Annotated in this window: 18 protein-coding genes; 5 read left to right on the plus strand and 13 right to left on the minus strand. The window is 67.9% G+C overall.

Features of this window, described 5'->3' with window-relative positions; genetic code table 11:
* Window positions 1–280: 280 nt before the first annotated feature.
* The 7 genes from AC1DN0_RS00005 to AC1DN0_RS00035 all read right to left on the minus strand — a co-directional run bounded on the left by AC1DN0_RS00005 (window position 281) and on the right by AC1DN0_RS00035 (window position 5,698).
* Window positions 281–547, minus strand: coding sequence for a hypothetical protein (locus tag AC1DN0_RS00005; protein WP_441634296.1), 267 nt, complete (start codon window positions 545–547; stop codon window positions 281–283).
* A gap of 97 nt (window positions 548–644) precedes the next feature.
* Window positions 645–1,091: a ferric iron uptake transcriptional regulator gene (fur, locus tag AC1DN0_RS00010; RefSeq protein WP_276286337.1), complete on the minus strand. Its 447-nt coding sequence runs from the start codon at window positions 1,089–1,091 to the stop codon at window positions 645–647.
* Between the two features lie 664 nt (window positions 1,092–1,755).
* Window positions 1,756–3,312: a methyl-accepting chemotaxis protein gene (locus AC1DN0_RS00015; protein WP_477101791.1), complete on the minus strand. Its 1,557-nt coding sequence runs from the start codon at window positions 3,310–3,312 to the stop codon at window positions 1,756–1,758.
* Between the two features lie 219 nt (window positions 3,313–3,531).
* Window positions 3,532–4,350, minus strand: a complete 819-nt coding sequence (locus AC1DN0_RS00020; protein WP_477101792.1) for a c-type cytochrome — start codon at window positions 4,348–4,350, stop codon at window positions 3,532–3,534.
* A gap of 148 nt (window positions 4,351–4,498) precedes the next feature.
* Window positions 4,499–4,930 carry a DUF6691 family protein gene (locus AC1DN0_RS00025; RefSeq protein ID WP_441634241.1) on the minus strand — a complete coding sequence of 144 codons (432 nt, stop codon included), beginning with the start codon at window positions 4,928–4,930 and terminating at the stop codon, window positions 4,499–4,501.
* A gap of 1 nt (window position 4,931) precedes the next feature.
* On the minus strand, window positions 4,932–5,366 hold the full coding sequence (locus AC1DN0_RS00030) for a YeeE/YedE family protein (protein WP_441634243.1): 435 nt from the start codon (window positions 5,364–5,366) through the stop codon (window positions 4,932–4,934).
* Window positions 5,367–5,374: 8 nt separating this feature from the next.
* Window positions 5,375–5,698 carry a metalloregulator ArsR/SmtB family transcription factor gene (locus tag AC1DN0_RS00035; RefSeq protein WP_441634245.1) on the minus strand — a complete coding sequence of 108 codons (324 nt, stop codon included), beginning with the start codon at window positions 5,696–5,698 and terminating at the stop codon, window positions 5,375–5,377.
* A 284-nt stretch (window positions 5,699–5,982) separates the two neighbouring features.
* On the opposite strand from AC1DN0_RS00035, the gene AC1DN0_RS00040 reads away from it, so the two are divergent.
* The 5 genes from AC1DN0_RS00040 (at window position 5,983) to AC1DN0_RS00060 (ending at window position 10,885) form a co-directional block, all read left to right on the plus strand.
* Complete coding sequence (locus AC1DN0_RS00040) at window positions 5,983–6,618, plus strand: PepSY-associated TM helix domain-containing protein (RefSeq protein ID WP_045236487.1); 636 nt, start codon at window positions 5,983–5,985, stop codon at window positions 6,616–6,618.
* A gap of 73 nt (window positions 6,619–6,691) precedes the next feature.
* Entirely contained in the window at window positions 6,692–7,216 is a 525-nt protein-coding gene (locus tag AC1DN0_RS00045; protein ID WP_441634248.1) for a DUF2271 domain-containing protein, read from the plus strand.
* Between the two features lie 26 nt (window positions 7,217–7,242).
* Window positions 7,243–8,067: a DUF4198 domain-containing protein gene (locus AC1DN0_RS00050; RefSeq protein ID WP_441634250.1), complete on the plus strand. Its 825-nt coding sequence runs from the start codon at window positions 7,243–7,245 to the stop codon at window positions 8,065–8,067.
* Between the two features lie 122 nt (window positions 8,068–8,189).
* Window positions 8,190–9,197, plus strand: coding sequence for an FAD:protein FMN transferase (locus AC1DN0_RS00055; RefSeq protein WP_441634252.1), 1,008 nt, complete (start codon window positions 8,190–8,192; stop codon window positions 9,195–9,197).
* Between the two features lie 125 nt (window positions 9,198–9,322).
* The gene (locus tag AC1DN0_RS00060) at window positions 9,323–10,885 is read left to right on the plus strand and encodes a sulfite reductase subunit alpha (RefSeq protein ID WP_441634298.1); all 1,563 of its coding nucleotides are present in this window, start codon (window positions 9,323–9,325) and stop codon (window positions 10,883–10,885) included.
* Between the two features lie 36 nt (window positions 10,886–10,921).
* On the opposite strand, the gene AC1DN0_RS00065 is transcribed toward AC1DN0_RS00060, so the two are convergent.
* From AC1DN0_RS00065 to AC1DN0_RS00090, 6 genes are all read right to left on the minus strand, one after another.
* Window positions 10,922–13,027, minus strand: a complete 2,106-nt coding sequence (locus tag AC1DN0_RS00065) for an acetate--CoA ligase family protein (RefSeq protein ID WP_441634254.1) — start codon at window positions 13,025–13,027, stop codon at window positions 10,922–10,924.
* Between the two features lie 97 nt (window positions 13,028–13,124).
* Window positions 13,125–13,484 (minus strand): Zn-ribbon domain-containing OB-fold protein, encoded by a 360-nt coding sequence (locus AC1DN0_RS00070; RefSeq protein ID WP_441634256.1) that lies wholly within the window; start codon window positions 13,482–13,484, stop codon window positions 13,125–13,127.
* Between the two features lie 148 nt (window positions 13,485–13,632).
* Window positions 13,633–14,775, minus strand: a complete 1,143-nt coding sequence (locus AC1DN0_RS00075) for a thiolase family protein (protein ID WP_477101794.1) — start codon at window positions 14,773–14,775, stop codon at window positions 13,633–13,635.
* Between the two features lie 42 nt (window positions 14,776–14,817).
* Window positions 14,818–16,068 carry an ABC transporter substrate-binding protein gene (locus tag AC1DN0_RS00080; protein WP_441634260.1) on the minus strand — a complete coding sequence of 417 codons (1,251 nt, stop codon included), beginning with the start codon at window positions 16,066–16,068 and terminating at the stop codon, window positions 14,818–14,820.
* Window positions 16,069–16,167: 99 nt separating this feature from the next.
* Window positions 16,168–17,223, minus strand: coding sequence for a cyclase family protein (locus AC1DN0_RS00085; protein ID WP_441634262.1), 1,056 nt, complete (start codon window positions 17,221–17,223; stop codon window positions 16,168–16,170).
* A 3-nt stretch (window positions 17,224–17,226) separates the two neighbouring features.
* Complete coding sequence (locus tag AC1DN0_RS00090; protein WP_477145449.1) at window positions 17,227–18,090, minus strand: IclR family transcriptional regulator; 864 nt, start codon at window positions 18,088–18,090, stop codon at window positions 17,227–17,229.
* Window positions 18,091–18,120 lie beyond the last annotated feature (30 nt).

An 18,120-nucleotide genomic window follows, 5' to 3' on the forward strand; every position in this document is an offset into this window, starting at 1 on the left:
CACTATCGACCGGTTCGTTCAGCGGCGGCATCATCTGCTCAACCACCCATTCCCGATGCTCGGTTGCATATCGTGTCATCACCTATTCGCACACCGCCCTCCATTTTGCTTCACTAAGGAAACGGAGGCGACAAGTATCCTGACATGGAGGGCAAGACAAAAAAGTAGGTCGCCGCCCCGCAGGGGTGGTGAAACTGCCTTTGACTTTGAGCCTTTGAAGTTGATTTTGACGTCATGCAGCCGAAGTCGAAGTCGAAATCGAAGCCGAACCAAAAAAACATCAAACCAGCCCCAACGCCCCGATCCCCTCAACATTAAACCTCTCCCTGACCATCACCACCACCCGCCGCGCCAGCGGCAAACTCCTGACGGCTTCCTCCTCGCTCCGCCCGGGAAAGTCCACTTCCGCGCTCCAGTTGCACCCGGTATGGTCAGGCCGGTGCAAGCACACCGCGTGCAACTGGCAACCTTGGCATCCAGGCTGCTCCCGCAGGCAGTCGTTAAGCAAGCGTTTGAGTTCGGGCAGTGGTTTGGTCTGGCGATCCATCATGGACTCCGGTTGCTCGCCGGCGCTCACAGCAGACTGGGCGGGGCCGGGCGGGGCCGAGGTTCCGGGGGCGGAAGCAGGGGAACCGATGGCCGTATCAGTTGATCGCCTTGTCGGCCCGGCATCCCGGGCAAAGGCCGTATAGCACCAGCATGTGTTCACGCAGCACAAAGGAATTGGCGGTGGCCACTTCACGCTGGCGGGCTTCGATGGCTTCGTCCCGAAACTCTTCCACGCGCCCGCAGGCTACGCAGATGAGGTGGTCGTGATGACCGCCCTCATTGAGCTCGAATACCGCATGATCGGCTTCGAAGCTGTGGCGTAGCAGGATATTGGCTTGCACGAGTTGGTTAAGCACGCGGTAGATCGTCGACAAGCCTGCATCGACTTCCTGCGCCAGCAGGATGCGGTAGACGTCTTCGGCACTGAGATGCCGGCGCGGGCTGGCGCGGAAGACTTCAAGCACGCGAACGCGCGGTGATGTTGCCTTGAGTCCGGCGCGCTTGAGGTCAATGGGTTCGATACTGTCGGGAGGCATCAGCATACTGCGGCTTCGCGCCCGGAACGGACGCATCTATCGGAAAGGAAGGTGCTCCGGCGCGGCCGCGCCGCCTCGCGCTTTGCGCTGACGTACGCCATTGCGTGCCGTAAGAGTGCGGCGGGCGGCTTCCCGGCAGGAAGGCCACCCGCGGCTGCAAGCCGTGCTGGCACGGCTCGCGGAATAAAAAAATGGCTTGGCTTGTCAGCCGAAGAGGCGATCGGGAAAGCGGGGTCTGGTTGCTTTCCCGATCCTCCGGTGACTGGCTACTGCCAAACGCTCCGCGGTACGGAGCGGTCCCCACAAAAGACGGTGATGGATGCCGCGTTGCGACACCACAAAATTTCGGTTGCCGCGGACTTGCCGCCGGCCTTGCTCGTATCCTTCTTGTCTCGCGCCGGGGAGCGTTTTGCTTGCCCCGCGTCAGACAGTGAACCTATGGTAAATGGGAATTAATCTCATTACAAGGAAAATTTTCATCTTGTTTCGAAAGCAGGCGGGGCGCGGCAGGGTGAGCCCTGGCTGGGCGCGGGAGCCAAAAAATCGTGCACCGGGCAGCGGGAAAGTCCCCGGCGCACGAGAAGCGCGCGATAACGCATGCGCGGCTAGCGGCGCCGGGCTTGCTGGCTCCTGGCGCCGCTATCTACTGCCTTGTGACGGCCCGCGGGCCTCAGGCGCCTGCGAGCCGGAACGCGCCAACTGCGCGGTGCAACGCATCGGCCTGGTCTTCAAGCGAGGCCGCCGCGGCCGCCGCCTGCTCCACCAGCGCGGCGTTCTGCTGCGCCATCTGGTCCATCTGCGTGACAGCCTGGTTGACCTGCTCGATGCCGCCGGTCTGCTCTTCGGTGGCGGCCCGCATTTCGCCCATCAGGTCGGTAACGCGTTTGACGGCTTCCACGATCTCGTCCATGGCCTGGCCCGCGGTTTCCACCAGTGCCGAGCCATCGTCCACCCGCTGCGCGGAGTTGCCGATCAAGGCCTTGATCTCCTTGGCGGCGGTGGCGCTGCGCTGGGCCAGGCTGCGCACCTCGCCGGCCACCACCGCGAAGCCGCGGCCCTGGTCGCCGGCCCGGGCGGCTTCCACCGCGGCGTTGAGCGCGAGGATATTGGTCTGGAACGCGATGCCTTCGATCACGCCGATGATGTCGACGACCTTGCCCGAGGCCGTCTTGATTTCGCCCATGGTGTTGACCACCTTGCTCACGATGGCGCCGCCGCGCACCGCGATCTCCGAGGCGCCCTCGGCCAGCCGGCTGGCCTGGCGCGCGTTATCCGCGCTCTGGCGCACGGTGCCGGTGAGTTGCTCCATGCTGGCCGCGGTCTGCTCCAGCGACGCCGCCTGTTCCTCGCTGCGGCGCGAGAGGTCGGCGTTGCCGGTGGCGATCTCCCTTGCCGCCCCGGCGATGGAATCGGCCGAGCCGCGGATGCTGCCGATCGCGCCGGTCAGCCGGGTTTGCATTTGCTGCATGGCGAACAACACGCTCTGCTGGTCGCCAGGGGCGGTGTGCACTTCGCTGGCCAGGTCGCCTTCCGCGATACGCGCCGCGATGCGCGAAGTCAGCGCAGGCTCTCCGCCAAGCTGTTTCTGCAGGCCGCTGGCAATGCGCAGCACCACCACGGTCATGAGCGTGCCGATCCCCAGCAGCAGGGCGAGGGATTTGAACAGCGCTTGGCGGAATGCCGCATTGATATCGTCCAGGTAGACGCCGGCGATGAAATTCCAGTCCCACGGCTTGAAGTTCGCCACGTAGCTCAGCTTGGGCTGCGGCGCCTCGGCGCCGGGTTTGGCCCACAGGTAGTGCACATAGCCGCGTCCCACGCTCTTGCCGATCGCGGCGATTTCCCGGAACAGGTAGGTCCCGTTCGGATCCTTGGTGTCCTCCATGTTCTTGCCGTTCATTTCGGGCTTGAATGGATGCATCACCACGACCGCGTCGGAGCGCATTAGCGTGAAGTAGCCGTCTTCGCCAAAGCGCATGGCGCGCACGCGCTCCATGGCCTGCTGCCGGGCTTCCTCCATCGGCATCTTGCCGCCGCGCGCCAGCGCCTCGTACGACTGCACGACGGACAGCGCGGTATCCGTGACGTGGGCCAGGTCGAGTTTCCTCTCTTCGAGCCGCAACTCGCGCATCTGCCAGGCATCCCACAGCGTCAGCCCGAGCAGGCAGACCCAGCTCAGGAGCAATGGCAACAGTAATTTCTTCCTCAGGCTCAGGCGTTCCAGCATCTTTTCTCCCCGGTTCTTAGATATGGATTGACTCCACTCCTCCGCGATAACGGCGCACCGGAAGGCAAACTTGACGCTATGGCGCTAGGGGATTTCCTCAGGTGTGGAAAGGGATTCAGGGCGATCGGATGTCTCACGTGCGCGTCGCCGCACAATCCCTTTCACGTCGTGGATATTCGCGCACTTGACCCGGTTGGACGGGCCAATTGCCTGGCGCGTTTAGCGGGCGTCCTTCGGCCGGTCGCCCTTGGGCCAGTCCTTTGCCCTGCCCGCATAATCTGGACGCGGCTGCTGGGTGAAGTAGGCCGCGACATCCACGGCATCCTGCGCCGATAGCGTTCCGCCCTGGCCGAGCGGCATATTGTGTTTGACGAAGGCGGCTGCCGTGTACATGCGTGCCATGCCGGCCCCGACATTGAACGAGTCCTTGCCCCAGACTGGCGGGAAAATGTAGCCGCCTTGCGGGTTCCTGGTACCTTGGCCTTCCGCCCCATGGCAGGAGGCACATTGCGCTGCGTACACCGCCTTGCCATGCACACGGTCCGGCACCAGCGAGGTATCCATTTTTTCGAATCCTCTGCCAGTCACGTTCGTGCCAGTCGGGACGCCGGTGGAGAGCCACTTCATGTAGGACAGGATGGCATTCATCTCAGCCGAGTCGAATGGAAGCGGCTTGCCATTCATCGAGCGCTGGAAGCAGTCGTTAATGCGTTCCTGAAGGGAGTTGACCTTGGCGCTGCGGGACCGGTATTCCGGAAAGACGCCGGTGAGGCCCACCCAGGGCGACGCATAGGCCGTTGTCCCGGCATTGAGGTGACAGCTTGAGCAATTCAGGCCATTGCCGACATTGCGGGGAAGTTGTTTATGGGTGTCCGTCAGCAACACCTTGCCGCGCTTGATGGCATCGCCCATCGGTCCCTTGGGAATCGATGCTTCATCAGGCACGGGCATGGCCACGGTCGCCGGCTGCGAAAGTGCTGGCGCGCTGACTGCCGCCAGCAAGGCCATGGCCGCAATGCCAAGTTTGATGGTGTTCACGAGTGTCTCCTCCGGGAAGGGTGTGCCGACGGGTTTGTGTTTGTATTTTTGTGGATCTGCACTTGGCGTGCTCTCCATCTGTTCATGACTTGCCTAGTGTTGTCATCAACAAGCCCAGGTGGCTCCAGGCTGCAGCGAGCCCCGGGGCCTAAGCCCGTTGCATGTCCGATTTCATTCGCTCAACCACCTCGAAGACGACCATGCCGGCCACCATGGCGACAACAAAGCCCACGGCCTTCGGATAGCCCGCACCCATTGCAACCAGCGCGGGACCCGGGCAGAAGCCCGCCAGGCCCCAGCCGATGCCGAACGCGGTGCTGCCCAGGACAAGCCTCGGCGTTATCCCGGTGCTGGCCGGGAGTTGGACCGGCAGTCCCAGCAACGAGCGCTTGCGGCGCTTGGCAATGAAAAAAGCGAGCGAGCCGAGGACTATCGCTCCGGCCATCACAAAGGCCAGGGAGGGGTCCCAGCGTCCCGCCAGGTCGAGGAAGCCCAGCACCTTGGCCGGATTGGCCATGCCGGAAACCATCAGGCCGATGCCGAAGAGCAGGCCGGCCAGCAATGCAGTGACGGCGCTCATGTCAGCCTCCAATCATGTGTCGTCCCACCAGGACGGTCAGGAAGCCCGCCGCCATGAAGGTCATGGTCGCGACCAGCGAACGCATGGACCCGCGCGAGATACCGCACACGCCATGGCCGCTCGTGCAGCCGCTTGCGTAGCGGGTGCCGATGCCGACCAGGAAGCCGGCGACCAGGATTTCGCCCCAGCTGGCCTGAATGTCGGGAGTCGCCGGCTTGCCAAGCAGGCTGGCGAGGACAGGAGTCCCGACCAACCCGGCGAGGAAGGCCACGCGCCACGCCATGTCATTGCGCGGCGAGCTGAGCAGACCCCCGACGATGCCGCTGATGCCCGCAATCCGGCCGTTGAACAGGACGAGCACGGCAGCAGCCGCGCCGATGATGAGCCCTCCGGCCAGCGATAAGGCAGGCGTGAAATTACCCAGGTCAATCAACATACCGCCTCCTACTTGGTGTTGGCGCAAAACTGCTCATACAGCACAGCCATGACGGCAAGCGCCTCCTGGCTGGCAATGGAATAGAAGATGCTCTTCCCCTCGCGGCGCGTTGTCACCAGACCGCTTTCGCGTAGCACGGCGAGCTGCTGGGAAAGCGTCGGTTGCCGGATGCCGAGCTGTTCTTCCAACTCGCCGACGGACAACTCGCCCCGGGACAACTGGCACATGAGCAGCAGGCGGTCTTGATTGGCGAGCACCTTGAGCAGCGCGCAGGCTTGCGCGGCAGCGGCTTGCATGGTGCCAAGGTCAATGGCGGGATGGTTCTCGCTCATGGTCTGCCATCAATTTCAATGTTGATATTATATTGATAAATATAATGTTTGTGAATAGAGTGTGTGGCGTCCAAACGTGCAGGCGACCACCACACCATCGCAGGCGCCTGTAATGGAACGTAACCACCTGCCATGCGTCACGTCATTGCGGTTTCAAATGAGAACCATTATCCTTTCGCCTATTTGCTTAAGCCGCCACCCGAGACCGGGGAACATGGCGGCTGAGGCAGGCTGACAAGTGTGGCGCCAGGAAAAAACAGGCTGCCGGGCGCCGGAAAATCGACATGACCGAAACATCGCTGGGGGCAGGCCAGCAGCAGCGGGCCTTCTGGCTCAAGCACCTGCATCAGTGGCACTGGATCAGCTCGGCGCTTTGCCTGATCGGCATGCTGCTGTTTGCTGTCACCGGCTTTACGTTGAATCACGCCGGCCAGATAGAGGCTCGCCCGCAAGTGGTCACTCGCACTGCGACCGCGCCGGCCAGCCTGACGGCTGCCTTGCGCCAGGCCCGGCATGCCGACAAGGGTCCGGTGCCCGCGGCGCTCGGCGACTGGCTCACGCGGGAATTCGATATCGACGCAGGCGGCCGCGAGGCCGAGTGGTCGGGCGATGAGATTTACGTCGCGCTGCCCCGGCCGGGTGGCGACGCCTGGGTCAGCCTGGCGCTGGACAGCGGCGAGGTGCAGTACGAGAAGACCACGCGCGGCTGGATCTCCTACCTGAACGACCTGCACAAGGGCCGCAACACCGGCCGCGCCTGGAGTCTGTTCCTGGACGTGTTCGCCGCGGCCTGCCTGATCTTCAGCATCACCGGGCTGTTCCTGCTCAAGCTGCACGCCGGTGGCCGCATGGCAACCTGGCCGCTGGTCGGGCTGGGCCTGGTGGTGCCGCTGCTGCTGGCCCTGCTGTACATCCACTGAGCGGCACCGCCAGCGAGCCGTGCCTCTAACGATCGCTTTCACAGTTTCACAGTTCACAGACGAGGACCCGTTTATGCGCCGATTGCTTACCGTCACCCTTACCGGCATGGCCGCGGTTCCGTTCGCCGGCCCGGCCGTGGCGGCCGAAATGAACGTCAAGGTAGAGATTCCGCGGCTGAACGTGGCGGAGTACCACCGGCCCTACGTCTCGATGTGGATCGAGCGGGCCGACCAGAGCCCGGCCGCCACGCTGGCGGTCTGGTACGACGTCAAGCACAAGGATGGCGAAGGCACCAAGTGGCTCAAGGACATGCGCCAGTGGTGGCGCAAGGCCGGGCGCGATATGCAGATGCCCGCCGATGGCATCTCCGGCGCCACGCGCGCAGCCGGGGAGCACACGCTCACTTTCACCGATGCCAAGGCACCGCTGGGCAAGCTGCCCGCTGGCGACTACCAGCTCGTGGTGGAAGCCGCCCGCGAGGTCGGTGGTCGCGAACTGCTGCGCGTGCCCTTTGCATGGCCGCCGAAGGCCGCCGCCTCGGCCAAGGCAAAAGGCGAGCATGAACTCGGTGGCGTTTCGGTCGACCTGAAGCCCTGAGCCCCCCATTCCCTAGGAGCATGACGATGAAGACTTTCGCCACCAAACTGCCCGTCCGGGCCGCCGTGCTGGCTCTCGCCGCGCTGATGCCGCTGGCCGCTCACGCACACCGCCAGTGGCTGTTGCCGTCGGCCACCGTGCTCTCGGGCAGCGACCCGTGGGTGACGGTCGACGCAGCCGTGTCGAACGACCTGTTCTACTTCGAACACGTCCCGCTGCGCCTGGACAACCTCGCCGTGACCGCGCCGGACGGCGCCGCGGCGAAAGTCGAGAACGCCAGCACGGGCCGCTACCGCAGCACCTTCGACGTGCACCTGACCCAGCCGGGCACCTACAAGGTAGCCATGGTCAGCCACGGCCTGTTCGCCAGCTACAAGGTGGATGGCCAGGCCAAGCGCTGGCGCGGTTCGGCGGAAGCCTTCGCCAGGGAGGTGCCGGCCGGCGCGCAGGACCTGCAGGTGACGCAGGCCGACAGCCGCCTGGAAGCCTTCGTCACGGCGGGCAAGCCGACCGCCAAGGTGCTGCAGACTACGGGCCGCGGGCTGGAACTGGCGCCGGTGACGCACCCGAACGACCTGGTCGCGGGCGATGCCGCCAGCTTCCGCCTGCTGCTCGACGGCAAGCCCGCCGGCAACGTCAAGGTGGCGGTGGTGCCGGGCGGCATCCGCTATCGCGACCAGTTGCAGGAGATGTCGTTCACCACCGACGCCGACGGCAAGTTCAGCGTCAAGTGGCCGGCGCCGGGCATGTACTGGATGGAAGCCGAGGTCCGCGACGACAAGGTCGCGGTCAAGGAAGCCAAGACACGCCGCGCCAGCTACGCGGCCACGGTCGAGGTGCTGCCGCAGTAATCGCTGTCGACAGCAGGCCGCCAGCCGGACCTTCGTCCGGCTGGCGGCGCAAGCCCCGGGCCGCCGGTGCGCTTTTTGTGTTCCCGTAGTTTCGCTTTCATCGTCTTTCCAGGTTCACCCGCATGCAGCGTGTCCTCGTTCCCCTTTCGCTTGGCGCCGCCCCGCCCACGCCCGATGCGGCGGCGCGCGTTTGCCGGCGGCAGGGCGAGACCATGGGCACCACATGGTCGGTAGCATGGGCCGCGCCGCCTGGCGCCATCGGCGAAGACGCGCTCGACGCCGGCATCCGTGCCGTGCTGGCCGGCGTGATCGCGCAGATGAGCAACTGGGACGAAACCTCGGACCTCAGCCGCTTCAACCGCGCCGCGGCGGGCGACTGGCAGGTGCTGCCGGCCGACTGCTTTAACGTGCTGCAAGCCGCGCTGCAAGTCGCGCGCGATAGCGGCGGTGCCTACGATCCCAGCGCGGGGCCGCTGGTGGACCTTTGGGGCTTCGGCCCGGCGCCTCGGCGCAGCGAAGCGCCGGCGCTGGCCGAGATCGAACAGGCGCACGCGCTGTGCGGGTGGCAGCGTATCGCGTTCGACGAGGCCGGCTGCCGCGTGCGGCAGCCGGGCGGCCTCCGGCTGGATTTCTGCGCCATCGCCAAGGGCTTCGGGGTGGACGCCGTGTCGCGCTACCTGACCGGGCAGGGCATCGGCAGCCACCTGGTCGAGATTGGCGGCGAGTTGCGCGGCCGCGGCGTCAAGCCCGACGGGCTGCCGTGGTGGGTGGCGCTGGAAACGCCGCCCGGCGGCGGCGCGGCAGGCCACGAGACGCTGGTCGCGCTGCATGGCCTGTCGGTCGCCACCTCGGGCGACTACCGCCGCTACTTCGACAGCGAAGGGCGCCGCTACGCCCACACGCTGGACCCGCGCACCGGGTATCCGGCCAGCCATGCGCTAGCCTCGGTCACGGTGCTGCACCCGCAATGCATGCTGGCCGATGCGTTCTCCACCGCGCTGACCGTGCTGGGGCCGGAGGCCGGCATGGTGTTCGCGCGCCGCCATGCGCTGGCCGCGCGCTTCCTGATCCGCCATAGCGGTGGCTTCGACGAACGCCTGTCACCGGCTTTCGAGGCCATGCTGTCATGAGTCCGCCGGATACCGCTGCCTCGCTACCGGCCGAAGCGCCCGCCGCGCAGAGCGCGCGCACGCAGAACCACGTCAGCCGCGCCGAGCGGCACATGCGCGCCATCCGCATCGCAACCGCGCTCGGCATGCTGGCAGGCCTCGCCGGTCTGGCCCTCGCCTTCTTCGCGCCGACCCGCGCGGGCATGGCCGCCGGCGTGGTCATCGCCTACGCCGGGTTCTGCGCGGCCGTGATCGCCCGGCATCGCCGCCGGCACGCGCGCGCCGGTCTGCTGGCGCAAGCCAGGGATGGTGCCACGCTGGTGGCCTACGCCAGCCAGAGCGGGTTTGCCGGGCGGCTTGCGCTGCAGACCGCGCAGGCGCTGCAGGATGCCGGCGTGCCCGCGCAGTTGCTGTCCTTCGCCGAGCTGGACGCCGGCCGGCTTGGCAACTGCCGCCAGGCCCTGTTCGTGGTCAGCACCACCGGTGAGGGCGATGCGCCCGACAGCGCGTCGGGCTTCGCGCGCCGGCTGACGGCGGCGGCCGGCCCCGGCGGCCTGCGCGAACTGCGCTACGGCATTCTCGCGCTCGGCGACCGCAGCTATGCCCATTTCTGTGCCTTTGGCCACACGCTGTCGGCATGGCTGCAGCGGCAGCACGCGCAAGCGCTCTTCGACATGGTGGAGGTCGACAACGGCGACGCCGGCGCGCTGCGCCACTGGCAGAACCACCTCAGCGCACTCAGTGGCGGCGCGGAGATCGCCGACTGGGAAAAGCCACGCTACGCCGAATGGCTGCTGCACGAGCGCCGCCTGCTCAACCCGGGCAGCCCCGGCTCGCCGGCCTTCCACCTGGCGCTGGTGCCGCCGGCGGGCGAGGCGCCGTCATGGCAAGCCGGCGACATCGCCGAGATCGGCCCCTGCCACGCGCCGGCCGAAGTGGAACGCATGCTGGCAAGGCTGTCGCTGGACGGCGCCACGCCGGTGCGCTGCGACGGTGTGTCGGCCACGCTGGCGCAAGCGCTGGCCACGCGCATCGTCCTGCCCGAGCCGCATCTTGCCGCACTTGCCGGGGTGACGCCGCAGCGGCTGGTGGATACGTTGCCGCTGCTGCCGCACCGCGAGTATTCGATTGCCTCGATCCCGCAGGACGGGCGGCTGGAACTGCTGGTGCGCCAGCAGCGCCATGACGATGGCCGCCTCGGGCTGGCCTCCGGCTGGCTGACCGCGCATGCGCAGCCGGGCGCCGGCATTGCGCTGCGTATCCGCACCAACCGCGGCTTTCATCCGCCCGCCGACGGCCGTCCGCTGATCCTGATCGGCAATGGCACCGGCCTGGCTGGCCTGCGCGCGCATCTCAAGGCGCGCGCAGCGGCTGGCCATCATCGCAACTGGCTGCTGTTCGGCGAGCGCACCGCGCAGCACGACGCGTTCCACCGCGATGAACTTGCCGCATGGCAGGCCGAAGGGGTCTTGCAGCGGATGGATCTGGTGTTCTCGCGCGACGGCGGTGCCCTGCATTACGTGCAGGACGCGGTGCGCGCGTTGGCCGGCGCAGTGCGGGATTGGGTCGGGGCGGGCGCGGCCATCTACGTTTGCGGCAGCCTGCAGGGCATGGCGGGCGGCGTCAACGAGGCGCTCGCCGAGGTGCTGGGCGAAGAGGCGCTGCTGCAACTGGGGGAGCAAGGGCGCTACCGGCGCGACGTTTACTGAAGGCGGATCGGGCCACGGCAGCGCCATGYCGGCCTGTCAGGCGGTGTCCGCCGTCACCTCCATCAGCGCATCCACCACCACCGCCCCGCCCGCGCTCACCATCACCGGGTTGAGATCGACCGAGCGGATCGCGCCGTTCGCCTCATGCATCAGGTTGCCCACGCGTACCGCGATCCGGCACAGCGCGGCCACGTCCACGGCAGGTTCGCCGCGCACGCCCGCCAGCAGCGGCGCGATGCGCAAGCCGGCCACGGCGCGCTCCACCGCGGCTTCGGTGCAGGGTGCCAGCAGTACCGCCGTGTCGCGCAGCACCTCCACGTATTTGCCCCCGTCGCCCACCAGCACCACCGGCCCGAATACCGGGTCCCAGTGCGCGCCCACCATGCATTCGCGCTGGCCGCGCTCCATGCGCGCCACGACCACGCCTTCGCAAGCCGCGCCGAGCGTTTCCAGGATGCCGGTCTGCGCGAGATAGGCATGCGCCACCGCGTGCTCGTCATTGCAGTTCAGCGCCACCAGGCCATGTTCGCTCTTGTGCGGCACCTGTGGGGAGCTAGCCTTGACGGCCACCGGCCCCTGCAGCGCGCGCCACGCCGCGACGGCCTCGTCCACGCTGTGGCACAGCTGGTGCGCCACCACCGGGAAGCCGGCCGACGCCAGCCGCGCGAGGCTCGCCGCCTCGCTCAGCGTGTGGCCGGCAACACGCGATACGGCCCCCGCAGCCGGCGGCTGGCGCGCCTGCAACAGCGTGTCTTCCGTGGCGATGTCGCGCAGCCGCTGCTGGTGCGTGACCAGTTGCGCGAAGGCCGCCAGCGCCTCGGCCCCGCTCGTGTACACGGGCACGTTGACGGCGCGGAAGGCGGCCGCCACCGGGGCCTGCCATGCCGCGACGGCAATCGGCTTGCCGGCGCTGTCGGCAAAGCTGGCGGCATCGCGGGCGAAGCGCGGCAGGTCGTAGCCCATCCCGGCCACAGGGATATCGAGCAGCAGCAGGTCGGCCGAGGGGTCCGCCGCCACCACGGGGAGCACGTCGCCAAACAGTCCGCTGTTGGTCAGCAGGGCAGCGGTGACGTCGACCGGATTGGCGGTGGACGCGAACCCCGGCAGCCGCGCGCCCAGCGCCGCCTGCGTGGCCTGCGCCAGCGGTGCCAGCGACAGGCCGAGCGGCTCGGCGGCATCGGCGGCCATGACGCAGCTCGCGCCGGAATTGCTCACCACCACCAGCCCCCGCCCGCTGGCCTGCCAGCCGCGCAGGTACAGCGGCGCGCAGCGCACCAGCGCGTGCGCGTCGTCCACGCGCCAGATGCCGTGCCGCGCCAGGAATGCCCCCACCGCGCGGTCCTCGTTGGCGATGGCGCCGGTATGCGATGCCGCCGCGCGCTGCCCCGCGCTGGAGCGGCCTGCCTTGACCGCCACGATGGGCACGCCGCGCCGGCGCGCCACCGCGGCGGCTTCGGCCAGCACCGCGGGGTCGGTCAGGCCTTCCAGGTAGAGCAGGACCAGCCGCACATCGGGATCGTGCGCCACGGCCAGCGCCAGTTCGCTCACCGTGATGTCGGCCTCGTTGCCGGTGGCGTGCATATGCCGCACGCCGATGCCTTGTCCGCGCAGCAGGCCGTAGACCATGGCGCCGACGCCGCCGCTCTGGCTCAACACGGCCACCGGGCCATCCTGCGGCGGCACTTCGATAAACATGGTGGAGAAGCTGGCAATGGTGCCGGTGCCGAAGTTGGCCAGGCCCTGGCTGTTCGGCCCCACCAGGCGCAGTCCGGCAGCCGCCGCGACGCGCACCATTTCGTCCTGCTGGCGGCGGCCCTCCTCGCCGGCTTCGCCGAAGCCCGAGGCAATCACGATGGCGGCGGCCACACCAAGGCGAGCGCAATCGCGCACCGCGGATACCGCCGCATCGCCGCTCACTACGACGATGGCCAGTTCGGGCACCTCGGGCAGCGCATCGAGCGAGGCAAAGGCCTGCAGTCCCTGGATGGTGTCGCGCTGCGGGTTCACCGGGTAGAGCTTGCCGGCGTAGCCATGCTCGCGCATGTAGTGGATGGGACGGCCGCCGATCTTGTGGATATGGTCGGAAGCGCCGATCACCGCGATCGAGCGCGGTGCCAGCAAGGCTTGCAAGGTCTGGTTCATGATGATGCGATCCAAAAGCTAAGGCCGGGCGGCGCCGGCAGCACGGCGGCAAGCGCGATCGTGCCCGCCAGCAGGGCGGCTACGTCATGCGATGCGGCTACTCGCGCCGGAAGCGCAGCAGCGTGCGTTCGCCGTGGCGCATGAAGGCGGCCCGCACGCGCTCGCCGATGGTCACGCCAGGCTCGGCATGGGCCATGACGCGCGGGCCTTCGTCGAGTGTGGCCAGCACCAGTGTGTAAGGCGCCAGCGCGCGGAATTCTTCAGTAGGGGCGCGTGAGACTTCGGTGACGGAATGGATGGTGGCGCCGCCGCCCGCATCGCGCCAGGCCAGCCGCGTGCTGCCGCAGGCGCGGCACGCGTGGCGCTGCAGCGGCTGCCACGCGCCGCAATCCTCGCACGCCTGGTAACGCACGAGGCCGGCGTCCAGGCCTGCCTGGTAGGGATGGTCTGTGCTCATGACAATGTCCTTGGCGAGTGCACCAAATGCAGCGCTGGTTCGTTCCCCTCTCCCGCTTGCGGGAGAGGGGGCGGGGGAGAGGGCGGGCGTGCGCAAGAGCAAAGATGCTCACTGCCAGCGAGCCAGGCATCAGGCATTGCATGCGCTCTCATCCCGCCTCCAGCACCAGGCTCACATGCGACGAGAGCACGCCCCCGTCCGCGTGAAACAGCGCGCGTTTGCGCGCCGGCACCTGTCGCGCGCCCGCCTTCCCCGCAAGCTGCCGCATGGCTTCCGCCAGATGCATCAGCCCGCCCGCGACGCCCGAATGTCCGAACGCCAGCAAGCCGCCATGCGTGTTGAGCGGCAGCGCGCCATCGCGGCCGAAATCTCCCGCCGCCAGCCGCGCCGGGGACGCACCGCGCCCGGCCACGCCAAGTTCCTCCAGCAGCATCGCCAGCGTGATGGTGAATGAGTCGTAGATCGCCAGGTAATCGATCTGCGCCACCGTGTTGCCGGCTTCCGCCAGCGCGCGCCGCGCGGCATCGGCCGCGCCCGTGGCCAGCACGCTTTCCAGCGCGCACAGGTGCTGGTGGCGATGCGCCTGGCCCGCGCCGGTCACGCGCACCGGGGTGCCGCTGCCCGGCCCGGCGGACACCACCAGCGCCACCGCGCCATCGGAGATCGGGCAGCAGTCCGACAGCCGCAGCGGCGTGGCGATGGGCCTGGCGGCGCGCGCGGCGTCCAGCGTCATGGGCTCGCGCAGGTGGGCGTCGGGATGGCTCGCGGCGTGCTCGCGCATCAGCACCGCGAAGCCGCTGAGCGCGTCGGCGTGCATGCCGGTCTCGGCAAGATAGCGCGAAGCCAGCAAGGCGTAGTACGCCGGCACGGAGGCGCCATTTGGCACTTCCATCTCCGGCTCGCCGACCTGTGCCAGCGTCTGGATCGACTGGTCGCGGCTCTGGCCGGAGAGCCGGTTCTCGCCGGCCACCACCAGCACATGGCGGCAGCGGCCCGCACCCACCAGCTCGCGCGCCAGCATCGCCATGACGCCGCCGGTCGCGCCGCCCGAGGCCACGCCATGCGCGTAAGCGGGATCGAGCGACGCGTACTCGCAAAAGCGCGTGGCCAGCATCAGGTGGGGCAGGGTGGTGGCGTAGCCGCACAGCACGCCGTCGATATCGGTGCGGGCCAGGCCCGCATCGGCCAGCGCGGCGTCGGTGGCGGCCGCCATCAGCGTCAGCGGCGTGCTGCCCTCGATACGGCCAAAGCGCGTATTGCCCGCGCCGCGCAGGTAGGCTGCGTGTTGCATGATGCCTCGCTCAGTGCTTCATGATTTCGACGCTTCAGGATTTCAACGTTTCAGCAGCGGGCACTGGGACTTGGACACCGGCATGAAGGCCTGGTCGCCCGGCACCGTGGCCAGCAGCTTGTAGTAGTCCCACGGGTACTTCGACTCCGCCGGCGTCTTGACCTCGAACAGGTACATGTCGTGGATCATGCGGCCGTCTTCGCGGATGCGGCCGTTCCTGGCGAAGAAATCGTTGATCGGCATGGCCTTCATCTGCTTCATCACCGCTACGGTCTCGTCGGTGCCCGCGGCCTGGATCGCCTTGAGGTAATGCATCACCGATGAGTAAGTCCCGGCCTGGCTCATGTTCGGCATCTTCTTCAGCTTCTCGAAGTACCGGCGCGACCATGCGCGCGTGGCGTCGTTCATGTCCCAGTAGAAGCCTTCGGTGAGCAGCAGCCCGGACGCGGTCTTCAGGCCGATGGCGTGGATGTCGTTGATGTACAGCAGCAGCCCCGCCATGCGCTGGTTGCCGCCCTTGGTCAGGCCGAATTCGCTGGCCGCCTTGATGGCGTTGACGGCGTCGCCGCCGGCGTTGGCCAGGCCCACCACCTGCGCCTTGCTGGACTGCGCTTGCAGCAGGTAGGAGGCGAAATCGCTGGCGCCGATGGGATGGCGCGCCGCGCCCAGCACCTTGCCGCCGGTTTCGTTGATCACCGCCGTGGCCGATTCCTGCAGCGTGTGGCCGAAGGCGTAGTCCGCGGTCAGGAAGAACCAGGTCTTGCCGCCGCGCTGCACCACTGCGCGCGCGGTGGAGTTGGCGAGCGCGTAGGTGTCGTACGCGTAGTGCACCGAGATCGGCGTGCACAGGTCGTTGGTAATGCGCTCGGTACCGGGGCCGGAGAACACCACGATGCGGTTCTTCTGCTTGGCGACTTCCAGCACCGCCAGCGCGGGAGCGGAGGCGGCGACGTCGAGGATGGCGTCGACGTGGCCCGTATCGAACCACTCGCGCGCCTTGCTGGCGGCGATGTCGGCCTTGTTCTGGTGATCGGCCACCACCAGCTCGATCTTCTTGCCCAGCACCTTGCCGCCGAAGTCGTCGATGGCCATCTGCGCGGCGGCGGCGCTGCCGCGCCCGGTGACGTCGGCGTACAGGCCGCTCATGTCGAGGATCAGCCCGATCTTGACCTCGTCATCGGAAATGCCGGCCTTGGCGGCTTGCGCGCTGGCCTGCCCGGCGCCGCACAGCAGCGCGGCCGCAATGGTCAGTGCGCCCAATGGACGGCGCAGCAGCGAATGGCTTCGTTTCATGGTGATCTCCTCCAGCGCGGCCTCTCGGGCCTGCTTCTTTATGGTGCTTCGGCGAAACAGCGGGGAACGGCACGGCGCCGTCGGCGCCGGCTTGTCTAGCTAGACCGTGGCGATCGGCGTGGCAGGCGAGCCCACCGCGCCCGGCAGCCGCAGCGGCGGCGCCGTCAGCATGAAACGCGAGCGCTGGTTGGCGCGCAGCCACTGCGCCAGTTCCTTCATGTACCAAAGCTCGCCCAGCGGCAGGCCGAGCTTGAACAGGCAGTGGTGGTGCAGCGGCAGCAGCGGGTGGTTGGGCTGGTCCGCCGGCGCGGGCCGCGCGGGGTAGCGCTCCACCGCGTAGTTGTCGGCAATCAGCGCGGCGATGCCGGAGTCTGTGATCCAGTTCAGCAGGCGGTCGTCGCGGCCGTCCAGCGCGCAGCAGCTGTGATGCAGCACGGTTTCATCCGGCTCGCGCTGCATCGACAGCACCACTTCGGCAAAGCCGGTACGCAGCAACAGCATGTCGCCCGTCTCCACCTCGATGCGGTCGGCCTCCAGCGCGCGCATCAGGTCGTCGTAGCCGACGTTGCGGAAATCCTGGCCGAAGGCATGGGCCAGGTCGACCAGCACGCCGCGCCCCTGCATGCCCTTTACGGCGAAGTTCTCGATGCCGAGCGCGCGCGCCTCGCTATGGTCGTGGCCGCACGCGTGGGCGGCGAAGTGGTCGTCCTCAGCGTAGTCCACCGGGCCCACGATATGCTCGTTGGCGCGATAGCCGTTGTAGTAGACGCGCTCCGGCCGCCCGTCGCCGTCGGCGTCGAACAGCGCGCCCACGTGGGCCAGGGAGTCCCATTGCGTGGAGTACTGCAGCGACAGCAGCACCTGGTCGTCGCTGATCACGTCGGTGGCGGTGGGGTCCACCTTGGCCAGCGGGAAGTTCACATACGGGATGTCGTCGCGGAACGTGGGGCGCAGCACCGGCGGATGGCGACGCGGGTTGAGCTTGTTGCCGCCGGGATAGTCCAGCGGCAGCGACAGGCAGAACGACAGCCCGGCCTGAATCTCGCGCGCGCCCTTGCGGACCTGCTCGGGGCCGATCAGGTTGACGCGGCCAAGCTGGTCGTCGGGGCCGAAATCGCCCCAGTTGGAACCCTGCGGTCGTTGCTTCCAGCGCATGCTCTATGTCTCCGGTTGTAGGTCGGTAATCGCGGTGGATGTTCGTGGCGTCTTCCGCGCGGGCGATGTCCTTGCCATCGCGCCGCCGCGGCGCCGTGCCGCCGTCGAATTGGGTGCCGGCGGCGTCCAGGCCGCGCAGACGGTCTCGGCCTCGCGCCGCAGCGCGCGTGCCAGCGCGGGCTCGCGCTCGCTGATGCGTTCGTTGAGCGCGGCGATGCTGATGGCGCCGAGCGGATAGCCGTCGGGGTCCGGCAGCGCGATGGCGATCCCGCCCATGCGCTCCACCACCACATCCAGCAGCACCGCATAGCCCCGCGTGCGGGTGGCCTCCACCTCGCGCAGCAGCAGCGCCGCGTTGATGCGCGGGTAGCGCTTGAGCGCGGGCGCGATGCATTGCAAGGTGGCCTCCACCTCGGCATCGGGCAGCGCCGCCAGCAGCGCCAGGCTGCCCGCGCCGACGCCGAGCGGTCGCCGGCTGCCCACGTCCAGATAGTTGGCCCGGATGGGAAAGGTACCGGGGCGCAGTTCCAGGCAGACGGATTCCCAGCCGCTCGGTACCGACAGCATCGCGGTGTCCTCGAAGGCGTGGGCAAGGCGGATCAGCGCGGGCCGCACGCTGGCGCGCGGGTCGATGCGGCGCACGCTGGCCGCGCGTAGCGCCAGCCATTCGGGGCCCAGCGAGAAAGCCTTGGTGTCGGCGTCGCGGGCGATAAAGCCTTCCGCGGCCAGCGTGTCCAGCAGGCGCAGCGCCGAGGCCTTGTCGACGCCCGCGGCGACGGCGAGGTCGGTCAGGCGCGTATTGCGCGCATCCGACAGCGCGCGCAGCAGCCTGCAGGCCTTCTGTAGGGAGKTGGTCGGAACCGTCACGCGCGCGCACTCCGGATAGACAGGTTTCGT

The sequence above is a fragment of the Cupriavidus sp. 05N39 genome (assembly GCF_056397325.1).

What these genes read in the sequence shown, in the direction of transcription:
- AC1DN0_RS00005 (WP_441634296.1), bottom strand. Translation starts at nt 547, where the DNA reads ATGGATCGCCAGACCAAACCACTGCCCGAACTCAAACGCTTGCTTAAC.
- fur (WP_276286337.1), bottom strand. Translation starts at nt 1,091, where the DNA reads ATGCTGATGCCTCCCGACAGTATCGAACCCATTGACCTCAAGCGCGCC.
- AC1DN0_RS00015 (WP_477101791.1), bottom strand. Translation starts at nt 3,312, where the DNA reads ATGCTGGAACGCCTGAGCCTGAGGAAGAAATTACTGTTGCCATTGCTC.
- AC1DN0_RS00025 (WP_441634241.1), bottom strand. Translation starts at nt 4,930, where the DNA reads ATGAGCGCCGTCACTGCATTGCTGGCCGGCCTGCTCTTCGGCATCGGC.
- AC1DN0_RS00030 (WP_441634243.1), bottom strand. Translation starts at nt 5,366, where the DNA reads ATGTTGATTGACCTGGGTAATTTCACGCCTGCCTTATCGCTGGCCGGA.
- AC1DN0_RS00035 (WP_441634245.1), bottom strand. Translation starts at nt 5,698, where the DNA reads ATGAGCGAGAACCATCCCGCCATTGACCTTGGCACCATGCAAGCCGCT.
- AC1DN0_RS00040 (WP_045236487.1), top strand. Translation starts at nt 5,983, where the DNA reads ATGACCGAAACATCGCTGGGGGCAGGCCAGCAGCAGCGGGCCTTCTGG.
- AC1DN0_RS00045 (WP_441634248.1), top strand. Translation starts at nt 6,692, where the DNA reads ATGCGCCGATTGCTTACCGTCACCCTTACCGGCATGGCCGCGGTTCCG.
- AC1DN0_RS00050 (WP_441634250.1), top strand. Translation starts at nt 7,243, where the DNA reads ATGAAGACTTTCGCCACCAAACTGCCCGTCCGGGCCGCCGTGCTGGCT.
- AC1DN0_RS00055 (WP_441634252.1), top strand. Translation starts at nt 8,190, where the DNA reads ATGCAGCGTGTCCTCGTTCCCCTTTCGCTTGGCGCCGCCCCGCCCACG.
- AC1DN0_RS00060 (WP_441634298.1), top strand. Translation starts at nt 9,323, where the DNA reads ATGCTGGCAGGCCTCGCCGGTCTGGCCCTCGCCTTCTTCGCGCCGACC.
- AC1DN0_RS00065 (WP_441634254.1), bottom strand. Translation starts at nt 13,027, where the DNA reads ATGAACCAGACCTTGCAAGCCTTGCTGGCACCGCGCTCGATCGCGGTG.
- AC1DN0_RS00070 (WP_441634256.1), bottom strand. Translation starts at nt 13,484, where the DNA reads ATGAGCACAGACCATCCCTACCAGGCAGGCCTGGACGCCGGCCTCGTG.
- AC1DN0_RS00075 (WP_477101794.1), bottom strand. Translation starts at nt 14,775, where the DNA reads ATGCAACACGCAGCCTACCTGCGCGGCGCGGGCAATACGCGCTTTGGC.
- AC1DN0_RS00080 (WP_441634260.1), bottom strand. Translation starts at nt 16,068, where the DNA reads ATGAAACGAAGCCATTCGCTGCTGCGCCGTCCATTGGGCGCACTGACC.
- AC1DN0_RS00085 (WP_441634262.1), bottom strand. Translation starts at nt 17,223, where the DNA reads ATGCGCTGGAAGCAACGACCGCAGGGTTCCAACTGGGGCGATTTCGGC.